19 protein-coding genes and 1 pseudogene are annotated in these 20,785 nt (G+C 69.1%); 8 read left to right on the top strand and 12 right to left on the bottom strand.

What is annotated here, in order from left to right:
* Positions 1 to 12: 12 nt before the first annotated feature.
* Positions 13 to 423, bottom strand: coding sequence for an ATP-binding protein (locus BN2279_RS03645; protein ID WP_059006352.1), 411 nt, complete (start codon positions 421 to 423; stop codon positions 13 to 15).
* 336 nt (positions 424 to 759) lie between these two features.
* Between BN2279_RS03645 and BN2279_RS03640 the strand changes: the two genes are divergently transcribed.
* The 3 genes from BN2279_RS03640 to BN2279_RS03630 all read left to right on the top strand — a co-directional run bounded on the left by BN2279_RS03640 (position 760) and on the right by BN2279_RS03630 (position 2,494).
* Positions 760 to 1,056, top strand: a complete 297-nt coding sequence (locus BN2279_RS03640) for a hypothetical protein (RefSeq protein ID WP_059006349.1) — start codon at positions 760 to 762, stop codon at positions 1,054 to 1,056.
* On the top strand, positions 1,053 to 1,307 hold the full coding sequence (locus tag BN2279_RS03635; RefSeq protein ID WP_059006348.1) for a type II toxin-antitoxin system RelE family toxin: 255 nt from the start codon (positions 1,053 to 1,055) through the stop codon (positions 1,305 to 1,307). Before BN2279_RS03640 ends, BN2279_RS03635 begins: the two co-directional genes overlap by 4 nt.
* Positions 1,308 to 1,570: 263 nt before the next feature.
* Entirely contained in the window at positions 1,571 to 2,494 is a 924-nt protein-coding gene (locus BN2279_RS03630; RefSeq protein WP_159037038.1) for an NsdA family TPR-like regulatory protein, read from the top strand.
* Positions 2,495 to 2,784: 290 nt separating this feature from the next.
* Here the strand turns inward: BN2279_RS03630 and BN2279_RS03625 are convergent, their stop codons facing one another.
* Positions 2,785 to 3,216 (bottom strand): NUDIX hydrolase, encoded by a 432-nt coding sequence (locus BN2279_RS03625; RefSeq protein ID WP_059006345.1) that lies wholly within the window; start codon positions 3,214 to 3,216, stop codon positions 2,785 to 2,787.
* 212 nt (positions 3,217 to 3,428) lie between these two features.
* On the opposite strand from BN2279_RS03625, the pseudogene BN2279_RS27070 reads away from it, so the two are divergent.
* Positions 3,429 to 3,581: pseudogene (locus tag BN2279_RS27070) on the top strand (alpha/beta hydrolase); the annotation flags it as partial.
* A gap of 110 nt (positions 3,582 to 3,691) precedes the next feature.
* Here the strand turns inward: BN2279_RS27070 and argS are convergent.
* The 8 genes from argS to BN2279_RS03585 form a co-directional block, all read right to left on the bottom strand.
* Positions 3,692 to 5,470, bottom strand: coding sequence for an arginine--tRNA ligase (argS, locus tag BN2279_RS03620; RefSeq protein ID WP_059006367.1), 1,779 nt, complete (start codon positions 5,468 to 5,470; stop codon positions 3,692 to 3,694).
* Between the two features lie 167 nt (positions 5,471 to 5,637).
* Positions 5,638 to 6,471 (bottom strand): SAM-dependent methyltransferase, encoded by an 834-nt coding sequence (locus BN2279_RS03615; RefSeq protein ID WP_059006343.1) that lies wholly within the window; start codon positions 6,469 to 6,471, stop codon positions 5,638 to 5,640.
* Between the two features lie 36 nt (positions 6,472 to 6,507).
* Positions 6,508 to 6,780 (bottom strand): hypothetical protein, encoded by a 273-nt coding sequence (locus tag BN2279_RS03610; RefSeq protein ID WP_159037037.1) that lies wholly within the window; start codon positions 6,778 to 6,780, stop codon positions 6,508 to 6,510.
* A 353-nt stretch (positions 6,781 to 7,133) separates the two neighbouring features.
* A complete protein-coding gene (locus BN2279_RS03605; RefSeq protein WP_059006338.1) occupies positions 7,134 to 7,358 on the bottom strand; it encodes a hypothetical protein in 225 nt (74 codons plus the stop codon).
* Between the two features lie 5 nt (positions 7,359 to 7,363).
* A complete protein-coding gene (locus tag BN2279_RS03600; RefSeq protein WP_059006337.1) occupies positions 7,364 to 7,708 on the bottom strand; it encodes a hypothetical protein in 345 nt (114 codons plus the stop codon).
* Between the two features lie 47 nt (positions 7,709 to 7,755).
* Positions 7,756 to 8,250 carry an NUDIX domain-containing protein gene (locus BN2279_RS03595; RefSeq protein ID WP_159037036.1) on the bottom strand — a complete coding sequence of 165 codons (495 nt, stop codon included), beginning with the start codon at positions 8,248 to 8,250 and terminating at the stop codon, positions 7,756 to 7,758.
* Between the two features lie 136 nt (positions 8,251 to 8,386).
* On the bottom strand, positions 8,387 to 8,809 hold the full coding sequence (locus BN2279_RS03590) for a hypothetical protein (protein WP_059006332.1): 423 nt from the start codon (positions 8,807 to 8,809) through the stop codon (positions 8,387 to 8,389).
* The gene (locus BN2279_RS03585) at positions 8,806 to 9,234 is read right to left on the bottom strand and encodes an ATP-binding protein (RefSeq protein WP_234347381.1); all 429 of its coding nucleotides are present in this window, start codon (positions 9,232 to 9,234) and stop codon (positions 8,806 to 8,808) included. Before BN2279_RS03585 ends, BN2279_RS03590 begins: the two co-directional genes overlap by 4 nt.
* Positions 9,235 to 9,422: 188 nt before the next feature.
* On the opposite strand from BN2279_RS03585, the gene BN2279_RS03580 reads away from it, so the two are divergent.
* Both BN2279_RS03580 and BN2279_RS03575 read left to right on the top strand, forming a co-directional pair.
* Entirely contained in the window at positions 9,423 to 10,526 is a 1,104-nt protein-coding gene (locus BN2279_RS03580; protein ID WP_079031805.1) for a helix-turn-helix domain-containing protein, read from the top strand.
* A 519-nt stretch (positions 10,527 to 11,045) separates the two neighbouring features.
* Positions 11,046 to 13,226 carry a (Fe-S)-binding protein gene (locus BN2279_RS03575; protein WP_059006329.1) on the top strand — a complete coding sequence of 727 codons (2,181 nt, stop codon included), beginning with the start codon at positions 11,046 to 11,048 and terminating at the stop codon, positions 13,224 to 13,226.
* Here BN2279_RS03575 and BN2279_RS03570 read toward each other — a convergent pair.
* Positions 13,223 to 16,642, bottom strand: a complete 3,420-nt coding sequence (locus BN2279_RS03570; protein ID WP_079031804.1) for a WD40 repeat domain-containing protein — start codon at positions 16,640 to 16,642, stop codon at positions 13,223 to 13,225. The two genes, BN2279_RS03575 and BN2279_RS03570, sit on opposite strands and share 4 nt — an antisense overlap.
* A 962-nt stretch (positions 16,643 to 17,604) precedes the next feature.
* Here BN2279_RS03570 and BN2279_RS03565 point away from each other — a divergent pair.
* On the top strand, positions 17,605 to 18,159 hold the full coding sequence (locus tag BN2279_RS03565; RefSeq protein ID WP_059006327.1) for a DUF1697 domain-containing protein: 555 nt from the start codon (positions 17,605 to 17,607) through the stop codon (positions 18,157 to 18,159).
* A gap of 175 nt (positions 18,160 to 18,334) precedes the next feature.
* Positions 18,335 to 19,066, top strand: a complete 732-nt coding sequence (locus BN2279_RS03560; protein ID WP_079031803.1) for a Crp/Fnr family transcriptional regulator — start codon at positions 18,335 to 18,337, stop codon at positions 19,064 to 19,066.
* Here the strand turns inward: BN2279_RS03560 and BN2279_RS03555 are convergent.
* Positions 19,050 to 20,345: a cytochrome P450 family protein gene (locus BN2279_RS03555; RefSeq protein WP_104530925.1), complete on the bottom strand. Its 1,296-nt coding sequence runs from the start codon at positions 20,343 to 20,345 to the stop codon at positions 19,050 to 19,052. The two genes, BN2279_RS03560 and BN2279_RS03555, sit on opposite strands and share 17 nt — an antisense overlap.
* Positions 20,346 to 20,785 lie beyond the last annotated feature (440 nt).

The following is a 20,785-nucleotide window of genomic DNA, read 5'->3' as shown; positions in this document are numbered from 1 at the left end:
CAGGGCCGTTGGTCAGGTGGCGGTGCGGGGCCGGAAGCGGGCGGTGATCGTCTTGCCGTCCGGATGGGAGCGGACCTCCCACGTGTCGGACAGAGCGTCGACGAGGAACATGCCGCGCCCGCCGGTGCCTTCGGTGGTCGGCCGGCGCGGCACGGGCAGGTCCGTGGACGCGTCGTGGACGCTCACGTGCAGGCACCGGCTGTCCCAGGCCAGGATGAGCTGGGCCGAACTGCGGGCGTGGAGATGGGCGTTGGTCACCAGCTCCGAGACGGCCAGCAGCACGGCGTCCGCCGTGTCCGGCGCCTCCCTGGTCCATCCCAGGGCGTCCAGATGCTCCCGCGCCCAGTGCCGCGCCGCCCGCACCCCGCTGGACACCGGCAGAGAACGCGCCCAACCCACCGCCCGCACCGACGATTCACTCATCACAGCCTCCCGGTTCCCGTCCACCTGCGTGACCGTGTACCCCGGGTACGGGAATTGACGGCACCGGACGCCACCGCGACGTGATCCCCCCGGAACGGGCGGTGTGCGGAGGGTGCTTCGGTCCCTGCCCGGCGTCCGTCGACCACCGAGAACCGCAACCGGCGGCCGGAGCACGCGGGAAGACCCGCGCCCGGCGCCGCCTCCCCGGCCCGGGGCCGGGCGATCCCTGGCCGTCGTTCCGGCTCAGTCGCCGCCGCCTGTCTCAGGGGCCGGGTTCATGTGTTCGACGTCGCGGACAAAGGCGTGACAGGCTCACGTCTGACTACCATCGGCTACATGGATGACTACGCGCCGCTGGAGGGGCTGCACAAGCTCGGCCCCTGGGACGCGATCCCGATCTCGTCGGCCGGCAAGCAGTTGAACGTGCTCGCCCGCCGGGTGGCCGATTCCCGGGACGACATCGCGCTCACCGACGAGGACGGGAAGATCGTCGCGTTGGTGATCAGCCCGGCGGTCCTGGAAGACCTCGAAGACGAGCTGGCGATCACCCGCGCCGAACTGCGCACGCTGAAGGGCGAGGAGGGGATTCCCCACGAGGACGTCGTGCGCGAGATCCGGGGGGAGACTCCGTGAGCAAGGTGATCTGGGACCCGAAGGCACAGAAGAATTTCGCCCGCTTGGCCAAACAGGACCCTCGGGGCGCTGATCAGGTTCTCGACGGCATCAGCCTGCTGCTGAGGAATCCCCGCCCGGCAGGCGCCCACCCCTACGGGAAGAACTGGTACCGCATCCATATGGGCTTCTACCGCGTCATCTACGAGATCAAAAGCGAGAAGCCGGTCATCATCTCCGTCGAGCACGTCGGCCGGGGCAATACCCCCTGACGGGCATACCGGGTCGGTCTCCGCGACGCTCGCGGCTGCGGGCCCGGCGGCAGCGGTAGGTGCCGGGCCGCGGCTCCCCGGCTTCGAGGAGCGGCAGCGAGGCGCTGGTGCTCCTTCCGCGGGCTACGAGCACTCGACATCGATCTGTCCGGTTGCCGTGGACAGACCTCCCGCTCTGTGGGCATCCCGGATGGTGAAGGGACGGTACCTGTGGATCGACGGCAGTTCATCGGGGCGGGGCGCTCGCTGGAATAGCGTTGCCCGTGGCGAATGCCTCAGCGAAGGGACGCGGCATCGGGCGTTCCGATGTGGCGCGCTTCCGTCAGCGCATCGCGGACCTCCGGCGGCTGGACGACTTCAGCGGCGGGGCGTCGGTCTATCCCCTGGTCATCGAGGAGATCGGGGCTCTGTCGGGCCTGGCCTCCGGCGGGAGCTACACGGAAGGCGTCGGCCGACAACTGCTGTCCACCCTGGGTGAGCTGTATCAGTTCGCGGCCTGGACCGCCTTCGACGCGGGCCGGGGGGAAGAGGCACGGCGGCTCGCTCTCGCCGCTGCCGACGCGGCCAATCAGGCGGGCGACCGCACCCTCGGAGCCACAGCGCTCTCCGAACTCTCCTATCTGACCGCGTCGTCCGCTCGTCCGGCGGAAGCTGTCGCCATGGCTCGCGCATCACTCGCCAACGCCTCCACCGAGGTGCTGCCCGTGATCCGTGTCGTTCTCGCCGACCGTCTGGCATGGGCCGGGGCCCGGGTCGGTGACGCATCCGTTGTGGAGCGCGCCCTGGCGATCTCGGAGGACTCGCACGATCGGCGCGACACCAGCGCCGCCGAGGAACCCGACACCGTTTACTGGATCAACCGCGACGAATCACAGATCATGGCCGGACGCTGCTGGGCCGAGATGCGGCGGCCGGACAAGGCGGTGCCCATCCTGGAAAGCCTGACAGCGCCTTACGACGACACCCACGCCCGCGAGGTCGCGCTGTACTCCTGCTGGCTCGCAAGTGCCTACCTGGACGCGGGAGAGATCGACGGGGCAGTCACCTCGGCCAATCGGGCACTCAGGCTGTCACACAGCACGGCCTCTCCACGCACCGACGCCCTGCTGCGGGGAACGCTCACCGCATTCGAAAAGCACCGGGGAGTCCCGGAAGTCGACGAACTCCTGGCTACAGCACAACTCTGAGTTGCGCGCGCGGTGAATCGTCGTGACCGACCTCAGTCCGGGATAAAGCTCAGCCGCAGCCCTACCGGGACGAGAAACCACAGGTCAAAGCCCTGGCGCTTCGGTGCCTGGAATTCTGCTCTCAAATCAAGCACGCCACCTAAACGAGTTCTGGGCTCGTCGAGAGCCGCGGAGGTGGTCGAGCAGGACCAGGCCGCCTGTACTGGTGGCCTCCTTGCCTACCCGGTGTCAGGCTCGACACCGGTGGCGCCGAGGTGCCGCGTGCGACGGTGTCTCGTCAGGACGCGAAGTCACCAGCCGTGTACGGAGAAGGGCTCGCCTTTCAGGTAGTGAGCGATGCCGAGCGCGTTGTACGGCACGGTATTCTCCGGGAGTTGGTCCGCTGGGTGCCATGGGATCCCGGCGCATTTGTGCGGTTCGGCATTGGTCGGCGTCCCTGCCCATACCCTGGTCGCGAAGAACCACCCGATCCGCGGTTGTCCTTCGGGGTTGCGGTAGTGCATGACGTGCACCGGCCGCAAGGCGTCGGGCCTGATGGTCACACCGACTTCCTCCCGTGCTTCGCGCGCGGCGGCGTCGAGGACGCTCTCCCCTGGATCGACCTTCCCGCTGGGAAGATTGAGGAGCCCGTCCGCGTAGCCGGTACCGGAGCGTTCGGCGAGCAGAACGTGCCGGTCGCGCTCCAAGATGATCATTGCGTCGATGACGGTGTGGGGCTGCATGGGTCCCTCCGGCCTGGTGGGTGGGGCGGTAGGGACCCTAGCGCTGAGCGGCAGTCAGTTCTCGATGAGTCCCCGGTGACCAACCTGGTCCGCTATCCAACGGACACGCTCCGCGGTGTCGAGGCCGGTGGGAAGTTCGATCAGGGGGACGTGGCTCTCCTGGCACGCTTGGTAGACGGCGTGGTCCGCGTCGTCTGGAGACCGAGCACCTCGTCCCGCTGCATGTCCTGTTGCAGTGGGACGACGAGGGGAACGACCGGCAGGCGGCCCTGGACCTGTTCGACGCCTTCGGCTCCAAGGAGAAGACGCTGCACGCCAATATGGGCGAGCACACCGGCGTCCCGAGTTCGAGCTCCGGGAAATGACGGCACCAGACGCCACAACGACGTGATTCCCCCGGAACAGGCAGTTGAGCGACGGAGGCCGAAGAGAAGACGGGGGGCGAGTCCCGCCCTCCCTCCCGGCGGTCCAGCGGTCACATGCGCTGCGGAGCGGCGATCCCGAGCAGGTGCAGTCCCTGGGCCAGAGTTGCCCGGGTGAGTTCGCACAGGGCGAGACGGTTGCCCCGGACGTCGGCGGATACGCCCTCCTTCAGGACCGGGCAGGACTCGTAGAACGTGGTGAACGCCTTCGCCAAGCCGTACAGATAGCCGGCGAGCTGGTGTGGTTCGAGCGTCGTGGCGACGGCGTCGAGGGTGGCGCCGAACTCGTCCAGGGCCAGGCCGAGAGCGCGCTCCGCCGGTTCGAGGGCCAGGTCCGGAGCGAAGTGCCCGCGGCCGGTACCGGCCTCGTCGGCCTTGCGCAGGATGGAGGCGATACGGGTGTGGGTGTATTGGAGGTAGACCCCGGTCTGGCCGTTGAAACTGACCATGCGGGTCACGTCGAAGGAGTAGTCCTTGGTCCTGGATGTGGACAGCTCGGCATACTTGACCGCCCCGATGCCGGCGAGGTGCGCGATGGCGTCGAGGTCGTCCGGAGCGAGGTCCGGGTCCTTCTCAGCAACGACTTCGCGGGCTCGTCGCACTGCGTCGTCCAGGAGATCGGCCAGGCGGACCGTGCCCCCCGCGCGGGTTTTGAACGGCCGGCCGTCCGGTCCGTTGATCGTGCCGTTGGCGGCGTGGACGGCCTCGGTGGCGTCGGTGAGCCAACCGGCCCGACGGGCGGTGCGGAAGACCATCTGGAAATGCTGCGACTGGCGGGCGTCCACGATGTAGATCAGGCGCGTGCCGTGGAGTTCTTTGATGCTGTGGCGGATGGTGGCAAGGTCGGTCGCCGCGTAGCCGAAGCCTCCGTCGCTCTTCTGGACCAGCATCGGGACAGGCTTGTCCTCGGGGCCGCGGATGTCGTCGAAGAAGACGACCTTCGCTCCGTCGCTCTCTTCCAGAATGCCCTTGTCCCGCAGCTCGTCCACGACGTCGTGCAGCCAGGGGTTGTAGAAGGACTCACCCTTGATGTCATCGAGTGTGAGGAGCACGCCGAGTCGTTCGTAGACCTGCTGGAACGCCTCCTCGGACTCCGCGACGATTTCCTCCCAGGCCGCGACGGTCTCCTCGTCGCCCGCCTGCAAGGCGACCACGCGTCGCTGAGCGCGTTCCTTGAAGGCCGGGCTGGCGTCGAATTCCTTGCGGGCCGTCCGGTAGAGGGCGTCCAGTGCGGAGACCGCGCTCGCGGTCTCCGCCTGGACGTCCTTGTTCCGCCAGGCCGCTTCGGGATGCTCGAACAGGTACTGGATCAGCATCCCGAATTGGGTACCCCAGTCCCCGACGTGGTTCTGTCGCACGACCTGGGCGCCGAGGAAGCCGAGGACGCGGGCGAGCGCGTCACCGATCAGTGTCGAGCGCAGATGGCCGACGTGCATTTCCTTGGCGACGTTCGGTCCTGAGTAGTCGATGACGGCCGTCTGGCCGGCCTGGGTCCGTGGCACGCCCAGCCGGGGGTCCGCAAGACGAGCCGCGAGGCGGCCGAGAATGGCCGCGTCGGTGACGGAGATATTGAGGAAGCCGGGACCGGAGACCTCCACCGAGGTCATCCATGACTCCGTGACCAGCGCGGTACGCAGTTGACCGGCCAGTTCCCTGGGGTTCCGGCCGAGGCGCCGGGCGAGGGACAGCGCGACGTTCGCCTGGTAGTCCGCGTGGTCGGAGCGCCGAACGAGGGGGTCTTCCGACGCGAGGTCCGCACCAAGCGTTGTCTCCAGTGCTGCCTGGACAGCCGCCTCGATCTCGTCGGCCAACGGCCGCACTTGCTCAACCATGTTCGCGAACATCTCCCGTGTGTGGAACGGCGATCACAGCGCCCTCGCGCTGTTTCGCCCGCCTGGATCGCGGCAGCAAGAGAAGACCAAAGGGCCGGACGGCTGAGGCCGCCCGGCCCTTCAGAGCTGCCGCTGCTCAGTGTGACAACAGATTAGCGCGGGCAGCGTCAGGGCATGACGATCAAGCCATGCAGATGTTCGACGCTGTTCACCCCGCGCGCCAGCTCGCCATCGGCAACCGGCTGCCGGGTGACGGGCGGCACGTACAAAATATGCGTAGATGTGGCGACCTCAGCCAGCACCCCCAGTCCATCGAGCGGGATTTCCACCAGCTCGCTGCGGGTGACGGGCAGGGAGGCACTGTGGGCCAAGACAGCCACATGGTCGGGTGGGTAGAACTCCAGAAGGTACTTCTGCAAGCGGTCGAAGCGTTCGGGCCGGTTCTTGTGTGTGGAGTACAGGGCTGTCTCGACGGTGTTCACCTGCCACAGAAACAAGGGCACCGTGGGAATGAGTGGATAGCGGCGCAGCAGCAGACTGGTTGCCTCGAACATGAGCGCCCCGTCCGGCCCGGGGTCGAAGCCCAAGTCCGACCACACCGCGTCCAGCGACGAGACCCCCGGCACCCGTGTTACCGGGATGCCGCGTTCCTGCGCGGCTTGGAGGATCAGTTGGGTCGGCTTGACCAGGACGAACGGATGGCCAGAGGTCACGTAGGCGACGCGTCGACCTCTTCCCTGCGTCGCGGCGTCGATCACCGCCTGGGCGACCTCGATGTAGGTCTGGCTGCGCGACTTGTCCTCCGCGTAGGCCGAAGACAGGTCCACAACGTCGGCCTCATAGTGTTCCCGCATGTAGTCCAGGACTAGGCTCTGGCCGTGCAGGACCAATAGCACCTCGGCACGGCGGAGCACCGCGTCAGCCTCCCGCGTCATCTGCACAAGGCTGACAGTTCCGATGCCCACAACCGAGATGCGCGCGGTGCTGGTCTCCTCGGTCACACGTTTCCTTCCGGTCCGCGAATCGTTGGCTGTGGGTCAGACACCCGAGTCGCCGTAATTTCCCTGCTCACGAAGGTGGAAATACTTCGTGTCGCCGAGCAGCCGGTAGATGACATTCTCATCACCGCTCTTCAGGGCCTCGACCTCCTCGGCCGTGAGATCGTACTCCTTGAGGCCACTGAGGTCTCCTTCCAGGATTCCGGAACGGAATTCCATGTCATCGTTGCTACGGGAGAGAACCGCGCGAAGTGGGACTGACATTCCGAGCCCTCCTTTTGATGTTGTCACTTCAAAGTTACCGATGGTCACGCTGCGGATGTAGGCGGAATATCGCCATCTTTTGCTGTTCTATGCCCGGCGGAGCGAGTAGCGGTGACCAGCCCATGGAACGCTCATCGTCGAAGCGGGCGCGCTCGGAGCTGGACTCGAACCGGCGCGCAACGCCTCCGAAAGGTGCCCGGTCAGCCAATTGGCATGTGCGCCTGCTCACTGACCTGGCGGTTGCGGTCAGGAACGTGGACTGCCTTTGTCGATCACGATTTTGGCCAGGGTGGCATCCCTTCAGCTTCCTTCGGTTGCGGCCGGTGCTGTGGGTCCTTTCCGGGCCGTGTTGCGTTGTGCGGTTCGGTGCCGTGCGTCGGTCTTCGGGCCGGGCGTTCGGCTCAGAGCCACATGCGGCTGTGTCTGTTGAATCCGCTCAGCCGATTGGCCTCCTGGCGTCCGCGGATCCGCACACCGGCCGCGCGGAGCCATGCCGTCACCTTCTGCTCGTTCACGCCCAGGTCACGGCCGATCAGCGCCGCCGAGTGACGCTGCACGAGATAGCGCCGCCGCAGTTCCTCGACCGGGACGGGAGGACCGGAGCCCGGACGCATGCCATCCGCCATCCGGCTCACCTCGTCCGGAACGACGTGCCGGCGATCACCAGCAGACGTTCGATCTCACCGGACTCGATCCCGGTGGCACGCGTCAGATCGGTGACGCACGCGCCACTCTCGTACCAGCCCCGGAGAAGAACAGCCAGTTCCTGACGCTCCCCCTCGCCGTAGTGGAACCGGCTGTCCCTGCCGCGGGGCGAGTAACGGGAGTCCTGTGTGACCTCGACTCCCTGCGCTTCGAGCAGCGCCCGGACCCGCTCCTCACTCTTCCGGGCTGCCGCGGCCAGGAACTGGAGGCTGGCCCCCGCGGCATAGGCACGTTCCAGCTCACGCGGGCCACTGGGCTGGGAACATCCCATCGGCCACCTTCCCTCCTGACCGGACAGGCCCCGTTCATCCCGGGACATCACGCCACCACAGGCACTTCGCAGTACGGGTGACCGATGAGATAACGCACAGGGCCCCCGCCCAGGGCTTCGAGCGCCGCCGTGATGCGCCACTCCGTGTAAGGCGCGACTATCCCGGCCAGGTACTCCGGGAAGACCCACAGGTAGTCCACGAGTTCGCTCTCCGGCAGAACGATCCGGGTGTCCTCGCGGACGGGCGGGACATCGAAGACGACATTCGTGCCTTCCTTCACCGTCCCGTTCCCGGGCATCCAGTGCACGGCCAGCACCGGCCCCACGGACAGCCGCAGGCCCGTCTCCTCGAACACCTCCCGCTGACACGCCGCCGAAGCGTGCTCACCAGGCCGCGCGCTCCCACCCACCAGCCCGAAACGCTCCGGACCACTCTTGTACGCCTTCTCCACCAGCAACACCCGCCCCCGGTCACTACGGATAAGCGCCAGCCCGGCCGACCGACGCGGCGGCGGACTGATGAAGTCGGATTCCAGATGCATGAAGTCCCCTTTCACATGAACGGACAGGTCGCCCGTCGACAGCTCGGCGCAAGCTCAGCCGCGGTCGCGGCAGGCGGCGGCGAAGACGCACGCCAACTACTCGTTCTCCCGGGTCTCCGCCGACCGCTTGGCGCCCTCACAGCGGTGCGCCGACAACGCGGACTGACCAGCAGCACCGGCCACGACCACAAAACCCGCAGGTGCCACGACGCCTCCAGGAGGAGGCAGCATGTTCGTCAGTGAGCCGGGCCGTTGGCACCGGGCGAAGTGTCAGCTCCCACACGCGATGCGGGTCGGTGAATGAATAAATGAGAGCTTCACCCTCGACCAGCCGGTGCCCTACTTCATCGCCGGACACCTCGCGGCTCCAGGCCAGGAGCGCGTCCCTGACTTCCGGCTCGTCACCGAGGTAGAGCGTGATTGCGCGCGCCCGGTCGTGCGCCCACTGCCGGACCTCACCAACGTCGGTGGAGAACGCCTCCCCCAGGTGGATGACTTGCGGCTCGGGCACGCCGGAGTAGGTGACGAACTCACCCCGGAAGGCGACAGGCTGGGTCACGACGCCACCTCCTTCACTGCCGAGAGGTCGCAGGTGAACCAGACGCGCTTCCCCCATGGCTGAGCGGCACGCTCAAACCCAAGGCCCGCCCCGGCGGTCATGTCCTGAAGCAGCCACAAACCTCTCCCCGACTCCGCGTCCCAGTCCGGCCGGCTGATCTCCGGCAGCCGGAGGGAACGGTCGAAGACCGAAACCACCGCCGCGCTGCCGACCCGCGCGACCTCCAGACGGCAACGGGGGTCACCCGCGTGCTTGACCACATTCGCGAGGAGTTCGCTGACACCGAAGCAGGCCAGTTCGACGGACGTGCGAGGCGCTCCCCATTTCCTCAGTCGGTCGGCGACGATCCGCCGCCACAGTTCCGCGTCCCGCGACCGGGCGGTCAGCGCCCATCCGTGGCTACTGGGGAACTCGGTGGCATACACCACAACAGGCATGGGCACCTCCGCCGTTGGATCGACAGCCTCAGCCGCGCGAGGGATGGATGCGTGGCGCTGTCAGTTCCACTGTCGGGGAGTTGCACAGCGGCAACTAGGGGCAGCCCTAGGGGCAGTGACGGTCTTTTCACTCAGGGTGAGATACCTAGTGGCATTCATGGGGGCAGGATGGACTCATGGCCATCGGTTACTTGATCAAAGACCTACGCGAAGCGCGAGGATGGAGCCAAGGACGGCTCGCATCGGAGATCAACCAGTTGTTCGGAACCAATCTCACTCGGGAGTACATCAGCCGCTGGGAGCGTTGCCGGGTGGTACCAGGGCCGTTCTATCTCCGTTCCCTCTCGGCGGTTCTGGACGTACCCCTAGCCGTCCTGGAAGGTGAAGTGAAGCGCCGAACGTTCCTGAGTGATGCTGCCGCTACGGCGATAGCTCCCATCGTCGCGTCCGACCTGCTGGCCACAGGCTTCGCGGCGCGCTTGCACGGCGGCCCCTCCGCCGATGACTGGGATGAAAAACTAGCCACCTACGGCACCGAGTACATGAGCCTGGGAGCAGCCGACATTCAGCGCCGCGTGGCGAGGGAGTTGGTCGTCGTTCAGCAGCAGCTCGACAGCCCCCATCTCTGGTCGGTCGCGTCCCGTCTGATGACCTTGTACGCCAAGACCTTCCCAGGCTCAGACGGTTCCAAGGCCGTGACGTGGTACCGCATGGCCGCGCAAGCCGCGGACGAGTCGGGGGACGACCAGGCCCGGATCTGGGTTCGCGGCCGAGCGGCTATCGCCCTGGGCTACGAAGGAGCCTCCCTCGGCGTGGCCGATCTCCTCGCCGATCAGGCCATGGCCATCAGCGAGAAGCCATCCCTCGGTCTGTTGAACGCCATCATGGGGAAGGCTCACGCGGCAGCCATCCGGGGTGATCGGGCGACGGCTCTGGCTCTCGGAGCGCGGGGCCAGCGGATCTTCGACGCTGCGGCCTCGTACGACCAAACGAGCGACTACGCGGTTCCCTGGTGGCGCATGAACGTCTTCAGTTCCCTCCTGCTGGCCCGTCTGGGAGACGAGAAGCGGGCAGTGGAAGCGCAGGAGGCCGCACGGAGGGAACTACCGGAAAGTCTTCCGCGGTTCGCCACACATTTGGAGATGCACCGGGGTCTCATGCTCTCCCGCGCCGGCGACCGAGCCGGAGGGGTCGCCTACGCGCAAGCTGCCCTTGATCAGCTTCCCCCGGAGAAGCACTCCCTCACGCTGAGGATGCTCATGGACGAGATCAGGAGGTAGTGGCGGCGACCACGCCATCATCACAACGAGCTCCGCGCCTGGAAGTGTCGAGTGCGGGAGCTGCGTACTGAGGGGCCGCGTGAGCAACGCGTGCACAACAGCACCCGGGAACGGGCAGAAAACTCCAGTACGGGGCGTGCGGCACTCTGCCTCCTCCAGCTCCTGCCATGAGGCATCGCCGCAGGTCAGAGTCCTGGCGGCCCGGTGTGGGGATGGCGGTTCAAGCCCCCCCTCGGACACTCGCGGGAACCCCGGTTGACCTGGGAGTTTCTGTCAGCCGAGGTCCGCCGTGACCTGCGGTGTGACCAGCCCGCAGGTGATCTTGTCGGTTCCGGTCGGTGGTCGGCGGGCCTGCGGGGGGCTTCGTGGTGGGTGCCGTGGCTGGCGGCTCACGGGGTGTCAGCGACGTAGATCACCGCCGCACCGGGTACAGCGCGGCGGGATATCTGGGTAGTCTCGGACCCGACGACATAAGTTACCAACCAGTAGTGCCCGCTTTCGCAGGCCCGAGGAGCCCGTATGCAACTCGCCGCGATCATCGTCTCGCTGGTGCTCACCGCGGTCGGCGTTGCGCTGTTCAGCCGAGCTGTCGCGCAGATCTACCGCTTCGTCCGGCTCGGCCAGGCGGTTCCCGCCGGGACGCGGACCGACGCGCCCGTGGCGCGGACCGTCACCGTCGCCCGGGAGTTCCTGGGCCATACGCGCATGAACCGGTGGGCGATCGTCGGCGTCGCGCACTGGTTCGTCGCCGTCGGCTTCCTCAGCCTGATCCTCACCCTGGTCAACGCCTTCGGGCAGCTCTTCCAGCCCGACTGGACGCTGCCGATCCTCGGCGGGTGGCTGCCGTGGGAGGTCTTCGTCGAGTTCATCGGCACCATGACGGTCGTGGGCATCCTGGTGCTGATCGCGATCCGGCAGCTCAGCGTGCCGCGCCGCCTCGGGCGGAAGTCGCGCTTCGCCGGCTCGACGGCCTGGCAGGCGTACTTCGTCGAGTTCATCATCTTCACCGTCGGCCTGGCGATCATGACGCTGCGCGGTCTGGAGGGCGCGCTGCACCATGTGGACCACTACGAGCCGGCGTACTTCCTGTCGTACCCGCTGGTGCTCGCCTTCGACGGGCTGAGCACCGGGACGCTGGAGAACATCGTCTACCTGGTCGCCATGATCAAGATCAGTGTCTCGATGATCTGGATGATCACCGTGGGCCTGAACACGGACATGGGTGTGGCGTGGCATCGGTTCCTGGCGTTTCCGAATATCTGGCTGAAGCGGAACGCGTCGGGTGGGACGTCGCTGGGGCCGTTGCTGCCGATGACGTCGGGCGGGAAGCCGGTCGATTTCGAGGACCCGGGCGAGGAGGACCAGTTCGGTGTCTCCCAGGTCGAGCACTTCTCCTGGAAGGGCCTGCTGGACTTCTCCACCTGCACCGAGTGCGGCCGGTGCCAGTCGCAATGCCCGGCCTGGAACACCGGCAAGCCCCTGTCACCCAAACTGCTGATCATGTCGCTGCGCGACCACGCCCACGCCAAAGCCCCCTACCTCCTGGCCGGCCAGAACACCGACACCACCCCCGCCACCGCCCTCACCGAGGCCCAGCGCCCCCTGATCGGCACCGCCGAGGAACACGGCGTCATCGACCCCGACGTCCTGTGGTCGTGCACCACCTGCGGCGCCTGCGTCGAACAGTGCCCCGTCGACATCGAGCACGTCGACCACATCGTCGACATGCGCCGCTACCAGGTCATGATCGAATCGGCCTTCCCCAGCGAGGCCGGCACCATGCTCAAGAACCTCGAACGCAAGGGCAACCCCTGGGGCCTGGCCAAGAAGAAGCGCCTGGAATGGGTCAGCGAGGTCGGCTTCGACGTCCCGGTCGTCGGCAAGGACATCGACGACCTCACCGGCATCGACTACCTGTACTGGGTCGGCTGCGCCGGCGCCCTGGAAGACCGCGCCAAGAAGACCACCAAAGCCTTCGCCGAACTCCTCCACATCGCCGGCGTCAGCTTCGCCATCATGGGCGGCGACGAATCCTGCACCGGCGACTCCGCCCGCCGCCTGGGCAACGAGTTCCTCTTCCAGCAGCTCGGCCAGAACAACGTCGAGATGCTCGACACCGCCTTCGGCGACACCCCCGCCAAACGGATCGTGGCCACCTTCCCCCACTGCTTTAACATCCTGGCCGACGAATACCCCCAGCTCGGCGGCCACTACCAGGTCATCCACCACACCCAGCTCCTGCAGACCCTCATCGACGACGGCAAACTCATCCCCGTCACCCCTGTCGAGGGCCTGATCACCTACCACGACCCGTGCTACCTCGGCCGCCACAACAAGGTCTACACCCCGCCCCGGGAGATCATCGGCCGCGTCCCCGGCCTGCGCAACGAGGAGATGCACCGCCACAAGGAACGCGGCTTCTGCTGCGGCGCCGGCGGCGCCCGCATGTGGATGGAAGAACGCATCGGCAAACGCATCAACGAAGAACGCGTCGACGAAGCCCTCGCCCTCAACCCCGACATCGTCTCCACCGCCTGCCCCTTCTGCCTCGTCATGCTCTCCGACTCCGTCAACGGCAAGAAGAACGAAGGCAAGGCCAAGGACGACCTCAAAGTCGTGGACGTGGCACAACTCCTTCTCGAATCCGTACAGCACACCCCCGAAACCGCACCCGAAGAACCCGACACGGTACGCGCCTAGGGCTGTTCGGCCGGGCACGTCGGGGTCTCCGATCCGTCCGTGAGGTAGGTGTCGCGTTCCTGCCGCGTGAGGTCGCGGTCGAGGGTCTCGCAGATCGCTCGCACCGCTTCCTCGGGGCCGGGCAGCGTCACGTCCCATAGGCGGAGGACGCCGTCGGCGCCCGCCGTGGCGAGCGTGGTCCCGTCCGGGCTGAACGCCATGGCGTCGGCGTCGCCGGTCTCGCCGGTGAGGGTGGTCCGGACGCGGCCGGTGGCGAGGTCCCAGATCCGGACCGTGCCATCGGCGCTCGCGGTGGCCAGCGTGTCGCCGTCGGGGCTGAACGCGAGGGCGTTGACGCCGCTGGTGCGGCCGGTGAGGGCCGGCTGTTCGTCGCCGGTGGCGGTGTCCCAGATCCGGACCGTGCCATCGGCGCCGGCCGTGACGACGGTGTCCCCGTCCGGGCTGAACGTCACCGCGTCGACGGCCCCGGAGTGGCCGCTCAGGGTGGTCAGGGTCCCGCCGGTGGCCACGTCCGCGATCTGGACGGTGCCGTCGGTGCCCGCCATGGCGAAGGTGTCGCCGTCCGGGCTGAACGCCACGGCGGTCACCGAACGGGTCGCGAAGACGTTGGCCACGGTGCGGCCGGTCGTGGTGTCCCGCAGCCGGACCTGGGGCTGCATGGCGATGATGACGAGTCTGCCGTCCGGCGCGAAGACCACCGGGGCGAGGTCGGTGCCGCGGCCGACGTCGGGGTGCGCGGCCCGGCGCTGCCCGGTGGTGGCGTCCCAGATCCGGACGGCGCCGTCGCCGCCGGCGGTGGCCAGCGTGTCGCCGCCGGGTCCGAAGGCGACCGCGGCGACGCCGCCGGTGTGGGAGGTCGGCAGAATCCGGGCGCGGCCGGTGGCGGGGTCCCAGATCCTGACCGTGCCATCGGCGCCGGCCGTGGCGAGGGACTCGCCGTCCGGGGCGAAGAGGACCGCGTTGACCCGGCCTGTGTGGCCGGTGAGGGTGGTGGTGCGGCGCGTGGTGGCGTTCCACAGCCGGACGGTGGCGTCCACACTGGCGCTGGCGAGGCTCCGGCCGTCCGGGCTGAAGGCGAGGGCGCGGACGGCCCCGGTGTGGCCGGTCAGGGTGTCGCCGGCGCGGCCGGTCGCCGTGTCCGAGAGGCGGACCGTTCCGGCGGCGGCGGTGGCGAGGGTGGCGCCGTCCGGGGAGAAGGCCAGCGCGGACACCGGCGCCTCCCCCACCAGGGTCCGCAGCCGCTCGCCCGAGGCGCTGTCCCACAGGCGGACCGTTCCGTCGCCGGTGCCGGTGGCGACGGTGTCGCCGTCCGGGGAGAACGCCAGCGCGGACGCGGCGCCGAAGGTGAGTCCCGGTTCCCCGGTGGCCGTGTTCCAGAGGGTCGCGGTGTCCCCGCCGCCGACGATCGCCAGGGTGTCGCCGCCGGGGCTGAAGACCAGGGTCTCCACGGGTCCGGTGCTCTTGAGGGTGAGGAGCCGGTCGCCGGTGGCGGTGTCCCAGAGGCGGACGGTGCCGTCGTCGTCGGTGGCCGTGGCGAGCGTGCGGCCGTCCGGGGCGAAGGCGGCGGTCGCGATGCCGCGGGTCTCGGTGCGGACTCCGGTGGGGATCTCGGTGGGGGTCCGGTCGCCGGACTCCGCCGTCCGGCCGGTGGACAGGTCCCAGGCGCGGACCGTGCCATCGGGGTGGACCGTGGTGAGGCGGTGGCCGTCGGGCGTGAACGCGACGGCCGACACGCCGTCGAAGTGGCCGTCGAAGCTGCCCTGGAGGACACCGGTGGCCGGGTCCCACAGCCGGACGGTGCCGTCGTTGTCGGCGATGGTGACCAGGGTGCGGCCGTCGGGGCTGTGGACGGCCGCCTCGACCGGGCCGTTGTGGCCGGTGAGCCGGTGCCGCAGCGGCAGGGCGGCGACGGCGTAGAGGCTGGTGAGGGCTTCGGAGGTGGGGCTCGCGCGGTACGCCTGGACGGCGAGGAGGGACGCCAGGTCGGGGTCGGTCTCCAGCAACGCGGCCGACTCGGAGGCCAGTTGCCTCGACCGGGCGACCTGTTGCGCGGTGGTGGCCGTGTGCTGCTGGAGGATGGCCCAGCCGGCGGCGGTGGTCGCCATGACGAGCAGCAGGGACAACGTGGCGGTCAGGACGCGCAGGCGCCGGGTGACGCGGGCCGCGGCCCGTTGCTCGCGGTCCCGTGCCTGGCGGCTCTCGGAGAGGAATTCCCGCTCCAGGGCGGTGAGTTCGTCGTGGCGTCCGGTGGGGAACGTCTCCTCGGCGGTGGCCAGGCGGTGGCCCCGGTACAGGGCGCCCGGGTCGCGGCCGAGGTCCTGCCAGGCGTGGGCGTCCTGGGTGAGGCGGCGGGGGACGCGGAGCCGTTCGCGGTCGGTCTCGATCCAGGAGCGGAGCCGGGGCCAGGCGGTGATGAGGGCCTCGTGGGCGAGGTCCCCGCTCGTGTCGTCGAGGGTGATCAGCCGGGCGCGGGCGAGGTGTTCGAGGACGAGGTCGGTGTCCGGGCCCTCGGCGAAGGCGAGTTCGGAACGGTCGGTGGGGCGCCGGGTGTCGGGGGTGCCCTCGCCCGGGGTGATGAGCCTCAGCAGGATGCGGCGGGCCAGCGCGGCCTGTTCGGTGCCGAGCCGGGTGTAGGTGTGTTCGGCGGTGCGGGCGACGGCGCCGCGGACGCCGCCGGTGGCCTCGTAGCCGGCCAGGGTGAGGGTGCGGCCCCTGCGGCGGCGCCAGGTCTCCAGGAGCGCGTGGGAGAGCAGGGGCAGGCCGCCCGGTTCGCCGGCGACTTCCTCGACCAGCCGTGCGGTCAGGGCGCGTTCGACGATCAGGCCCGCCGCCCTGGCGGGTTTGACGATGGCCTGGCGCAGTTCGGCCGGGCTCATGGGGCCGACGAGGAGGCTGGCGTCGTTGAGCGCGGCGGGCAGTTCGGGGTGCTCGGCGCAGCGGGCGTAGAAGTCGGCGCGTACCGCGATGACGACGCGCAGGCGGCTGCCGGGTTTCCGGGCGGCGAGCAACCGGTCGATGAACTCGGCGCGTTCGGCCGGGTCCCGGGAGGTCTGGAGTGCGGGGATCAGTCCGGCCCGCAGCAGGGACGACTTGCCGCTGCCGGAGGGGCCGAACACCGCCGTGAAGCGGTGGGCGCGCACCAGGCCGAGGAGGTCAGCGGCGAGCTGGTCCCGGCCGAAGAACCGGTCGCGGTCGCCGGGTTCGAACCGGGCCAGGCCCTGGTACGGCGCCGGGGCGCCGCCGCCGGCGGCGTCGGTCGCCGCGTCGCGGACGGCCCGGGGCCAGCGCTGTTCCCAGGCGTCCCGGTCTCCGCCGCACGCCTCGACGTACGCCAGGGTGACCGCCAGGGACGGCAGGTTCTCCCCCGCGGCGGCGCGGGAGAGGGTCGGCACCGCGTATCCGGTGCGTTCGGCCATCGTGCGGTAGGTGGGTCCGCCGGCCGCACGGCGTAACGCGCGCAATTCGTGCGCGAATCGTCGTACCGGCCCGGAAGCCGGATCCAGCGGGATCTCCCGACGCCCCACGTGCCCATCTCCCCACGGTCCCACCCGGTACCCCCCCGGGCGGCCGTCAAGTTACCCAGGCGTGTCGGGTGGGCACAACGGGGCGTTTCCGGCCATGCCGCGCGCCCCCGATCAGGGTCTGACCAGCGGCGACGCGCATTGTTGCGTACCCGGGCGGGGACCTGCGCAACAACGCGGGCGCCGCCGAGACTGCCTTTCGGGTGCCTTCCGGCCACGGCCGCCCGACGCGGTGACGGCACCCGGCGGCCATCGCCGCACGGCGCCGCCCCCGCACCGGGCGGCCCTCCGCAGCAACGGAGAAGGACTGACGACCGACCATGCGCCCTTCGCGACCGGAACGTCTCTCACAGCCCGCCCTTCACGTCCCCGCGCCGGCCTCGGGGGCCGGCGCGGGCCTCGACCACCATCCGACCGTCATGGCGCCGCGCCGCCGGCCGGCCTCCCGGCAGCCCCGGGAGGAGATATTCCGCTGCCGTACCGGCGGGTGAGCGGCGGGGTGTCCGCCCCGAATCCGGGAGGGCGGGAAAGACGGTGGGAAATCAGGGTTCCGGACCGGTGCCGGACGGTGGAACGGGCATCGGCCGGGTGGAAATGCCGACGGGTTCCGGCCGCGCCCCGTCGCTTTTCCGCCGCGTCGGATTCTTCCGGCCGGTTTCCCTTCCCGCTCCGGCCGTCCGGCATTTCCTTCAGGTTCGGTGAGGAATTCTCCGGGGGCTGGTGAGAAACGCTCCGGGGTCGCCCCCGGTGGCGCACCGCCCTCCGGATGATCTTCACAATCCGCCGGAGTTTTCCGCCGGGCAAAGAGCGGCCGGGGGGCCGGCCCGGGTGTCGGTGCCGTGTGCCACGATGGGGGGATGACAACGCGTCACATCGCGCTGCTGCGCGGCATCAACGTCGGCGGGCACCGGCGGATCACCATGGGGCAGCAGCGTGATCTGGCCCTCGGGCTCGGCCTCACCGACGTGACGGTGCACCTCCAGACGGGCAATCTGGTGTTCTCCGCCCCGGAGGGGAAGAGCCCCGCGGCGATCGCCGCCGAGCTGGCGGACCGGCTGGCCGCGGAGGTCGGCGGCGAGGTGCCGGTGACGGTGCGCACGCGGGACGAGCTGGCCGCGGAGCTGGCCGCCAACCCGTATCCGGAGGCCGCCGCGGCGGAGCCGAAATCGGTGCACTGCCTGTTCCTGTCGGCCGCGCCCGCGGACACGGAGAAGCTGGACGCGCTGGACGGCGCGGCCTTCGCCCCGGACTCGTTCCACCTGCTGGGCCGGGTGATCTATCTGCACACGCCGACCGGCTTCGGCCGGTCACGGCTGGCCGGAAAACTCACCTCGATCCGCCTGCCGGGCGTCTTCCTGACGGCCCGTAACTGGAACACCGCCGGCAAGCTCCTGGAGATCGCCGACTCCTGAGCCGCGTGTGACGGTTGACGTAGGACTTTGCGGAGAACTTGAAACGAACTGGCGTTTGCACCGTGACGCCCCGGGTAATCATGCCGAGGGGGCGTGGGCTTTGTGCCTTTACGCCGGTGGGGAGCCGGTTTCACCCTCCGAATGGGGTCTTACTCGCACGGAGGGTTCCGCGCTCATGCTCTCTCAGAGAATTCAAGAGCCATTCCTGGCCACTTTTCTTCGCGACGCCCTGGAGCGGGAGTGGTCGGGCATGTCGGTCGTCCGGCTCGCCAAGGGGGAATGTGTCTACACCTGCGGCCGGAACGACACCTATGTGTATTACATCGAGCAGGGCATGATGAAGTCGGTCGCCGACTCCCGCGACGGGAAGCGATGTCTGCTCGCCGTGCACGTGGCGGGCGAGATGTTCGGCGAGCTGGGGGCGCTGGTGCCGTCCCAGACCGAGATGGCGACGTCGATGCGGAGCACGGTGCTGCGCCGCGTTCCGGTGACGCGGCTGTCGGCGGTCCTGCGGGGGGGGGACCTGGCGGGGCGGTTCGCGCTCCACCTGGTGGCCCGGCTGTCGCAGCAGCAGCGGGCGATCACCAACATGGTCACCCTCAACTGCGAGCAGCGGCTGGCGGCCGTGCTGCTGGAGCTGGCCCAGAAGCTGGGCCGGCGCCACGACGGCACGCTCAGCATCGAGGAGCGGATCACGCAGGAGGAGCTGGCCGCCATGGTCGGCACCACCCGGTCCCGGATCGGCCTCTTCCTGAAGCACTTCCGGGACCGGGAGCTGCTCCTGGCGGCGGAGGGCACGGCGTGGCTGTCGCTGGACGAGTGGCGGATGACGCGGTATCTCGACGGGTCCGACGCGGCCCACGCGGACGGGGTGGCGGGGGCCGGCCGGTTCAGGCCCCGGGCGTGAGCCGGACCGGGAGTTCCACCAGGCCGCGCATGATGCGGGTCGGCCGCCAGCGCAGGTCCTCCGGCGCGCAGCCCAGCGTGAGGCCGGGGTACCGGGCGAGGAGCCGCCCGATGCCGATCTGTCCCTCGATGCGGGCCAGCGGGGCGCCGATGCACAGGTGCAGCCCGTGTCCGAACGCCAGATGCTGATTGTCCTCGCGGGTGATGTCCAGGCGGTCCGGGTCGGTGAACTTCCCCGGGTCGCGGCTGGTGGAGGCGATCGACACGGTCACCACGCTGCCGGCCGGGATGACGGTGCCCGCCACTTCCACGTCCTCGGTGGAGACCCGCATGGTGGACAGTTCGACAGGCGGGTCGAACCGCAGGAACTCCTCGACGGCCGAGCCGATCAGCTCCGGCTTGTCGCGCAGCAGGGCGAGCTGGCCGGGGTTCCGCAGCAGGCTCAGGGTGCCGTTGCAGATGAGGTTGACGGTCGGTTCCTGACCGGCGCTCAGCAGCAGCATGGCGGTGGAGATCATCTCGGTCTCGGTGAGCCGGTCGTCCCGGTCGCGGGCCACGATCAGGCCGGACAGCACGTCGGGCTGCCGGTCGGCGTCCCCGGACGCCGCCCGTCCGGCCAGTTCGGCCCGCTTGCGGGCGATGAGTTCGGTGAAGAAGCCCCGCATGGCGGCGTAGCCCTCCTGCGGGGTGAGGTCTCCCTCGGGGACGGCGTCCGGCGCGGTCAGCATGGCCGTCGCCCAGAGCCGGAAGTCGGTCCGGTCGGCGTCGGGGACGCCGAGGATCTCGCAGATCACCGTGGTCGCCAGCGGGTGGGCGTAGTCGTCCACCAGGTCGGTGACGGCGTCCGGCTTCATCCGCGCCAGCAGGTCCTCCGCGATCTCCTCCACGCGGGGCCGGATGGCCTCCATGCGGCGGACGCTGAACGCCTTGCCGATGAGCCGGCGCAGCCGGGTGTGGTCCGGGGGGTCGGTGTTGACGAGGTGGTAGAGGTAGTCGGCGCGGTTGTCCCGGTCGCCCTTCACGTAGCCGGCGTCCCGCAACTGGTCCCAGGCCAGGCCGGGGTCCTTGGCGAACCGGGCGTCGGTGAACACCTCGCGCGCCTCCGCGTACCGCAGCACCAGCCGGCGGCGCAGGCCGTTCGGCTCGCGGATGAGGTGGACCACCTTCTCCTCGCGCATGGCGCGGTACATCTCGTACGGGTCCACCCGGGGTCCGGTCGGCAGGACCACCGGCTCCTCCGATGAGTTTTCCTCGGTGCTCTTTCGGGACGGCTCGCTCATGAATTGCACTCCGTTTCGGTGATACGTCTCGGTGCGGCGCGTGCGGTGATCGAGAATTCCCGTCCGCAGGGAGAAGGAGAGCTGAAGGAAAGTCCGGACGCATATTCTCCGGCGCGTTGTCCGGCGTGGGCGACGAGCCTAGGCGGGCCCGCGAAACGCGTCTGCCCCAAAGTGAGCAGTCTGTGCGTCACTCCTCCCTCGGAGTTGCTATCACCGCAGGTCAGAGCGGTGCGCGAGAAGAGAAAAGATCTTTTCCCGGCGCTTGCCGACGCCCTCCCGGAGGCCGGAAGATCTTTATTGCTCTCCTTGTCACGGCCGCGATCGGTAGTTACGATCGGGCTCCATCGGGAACCGCACGGGGCCGCACCCGCAATGGTTGTGAGGTTGTTCATGGGGGGATTAATGCCTACCCGGAGTTCTTCAGCGCCCGTTCATCCGCA

The sequence above is a fragment of the Streptomyces specialis genome, from assembly GCF_001493375.1.
Taxonomy (GTDB): domain Bacteria; phylum Actinomycetota; class Actinomycetes; order Streptomycetales; family Streptomycetaceae; genus Streptomyces; species Streptomyces specialis.
This window is presented reverse-complemented; position numbering and strand designations above follow the sequence as displayed.

Bases quoted from the DNA above. Each gene is read 5' to 3' on its own strand.
- BN2279_RS03580 (WP_079031805.1), top strand. From the start codon at position 9,423: ATGGCCATCGGTTACTTGATCAAAGACCTACGCGAAGCGCGAGGATGG.
- argS (WP_059006367.1), bottom strand. From the start codon at position 5,470: ATGGTTGAGCAAGTGCGGCCGTTGGCCGACGAGATCGAGGCGGCTGTC.
- BN2279_RS03640 (WP_059006349.1), top strand. From the start codon at position 760: ATGGATGACTACGCGCCGCTGGAGGGGCTGCACAAGCTCGGCCCCTGG.
- BN2279_RS03560 (WP_079031803.1), top strand. From the start codon at position 18,335: ATGCTCTCTCAGAGAATTCAAGAGCCATTCCTGGCCACTTTTCTTCGC.
- BN2279_RS03575 (WP_059006329.1), top strand. From the start codon at position 11,046: ATGCAACTCGCCGCGATCATCGTCTCGCTGGTGCTCACCGCGGTCGGC.
- BN2279_RS03625 (WP_059006345.1), bottom strand. From the start codon at position 3,216: ATGCAGCCCCACACCGTCATCGACGCAATGATCATCTTGGAGCGCGAC.
- BN2279_RS03600 (WP_059006337.1), bottom strand. From the start codon at position 7,708: ATGGGATGTTCCCAGCCCAGTGGCCCGCGTGAGCTGGAACGTGCCTAT.
- BN2279_RS03565 (WP_059006327.1), top strand. From the start codon at position 17,605: ATGACAACGCGTCACATCGCGCTGCTGCGCGGCATCAACGTCGGCGGG.
- BN2279_RS03645 (WP_059006352.1), bottom strand. From the start codon at position 423: ATGAGTGAATCGTCGGTGCGGGCGGTGGGTTGGGCGCGTTCTCTGCCG.
- BN2279_RS03570 (WP_079031804.1), bottom strand. From the start codon at position 16,642: ATGGCCGAACGCACCGGATACGCGGTGCCGACCCTCTCCCGCGCCGCC.
- BN2279_RS03605 (WP_059006338.1), bottom strand. From the start codon at position 7,358: ATGGCGGATGGCATGCGTCCGGGCTCCGGTCCTCCCGTCCCGGTCGAG.
- BN2279_RS03555 (WP_104530925.1), bottom strand. From the start codon at position 20,345: ATGAGCGAGCCGTCCCGAAAGAGCACCGAGGAAAACTCATCGGAGGAG.
- BN2279_RS03595 (WP_159037036.1), bottom strand. From the start codon at position 8,250: ATGCATCTGGAATCCGACTTCATCAGTCCGCCGCCGCGTCGGTCGGCC.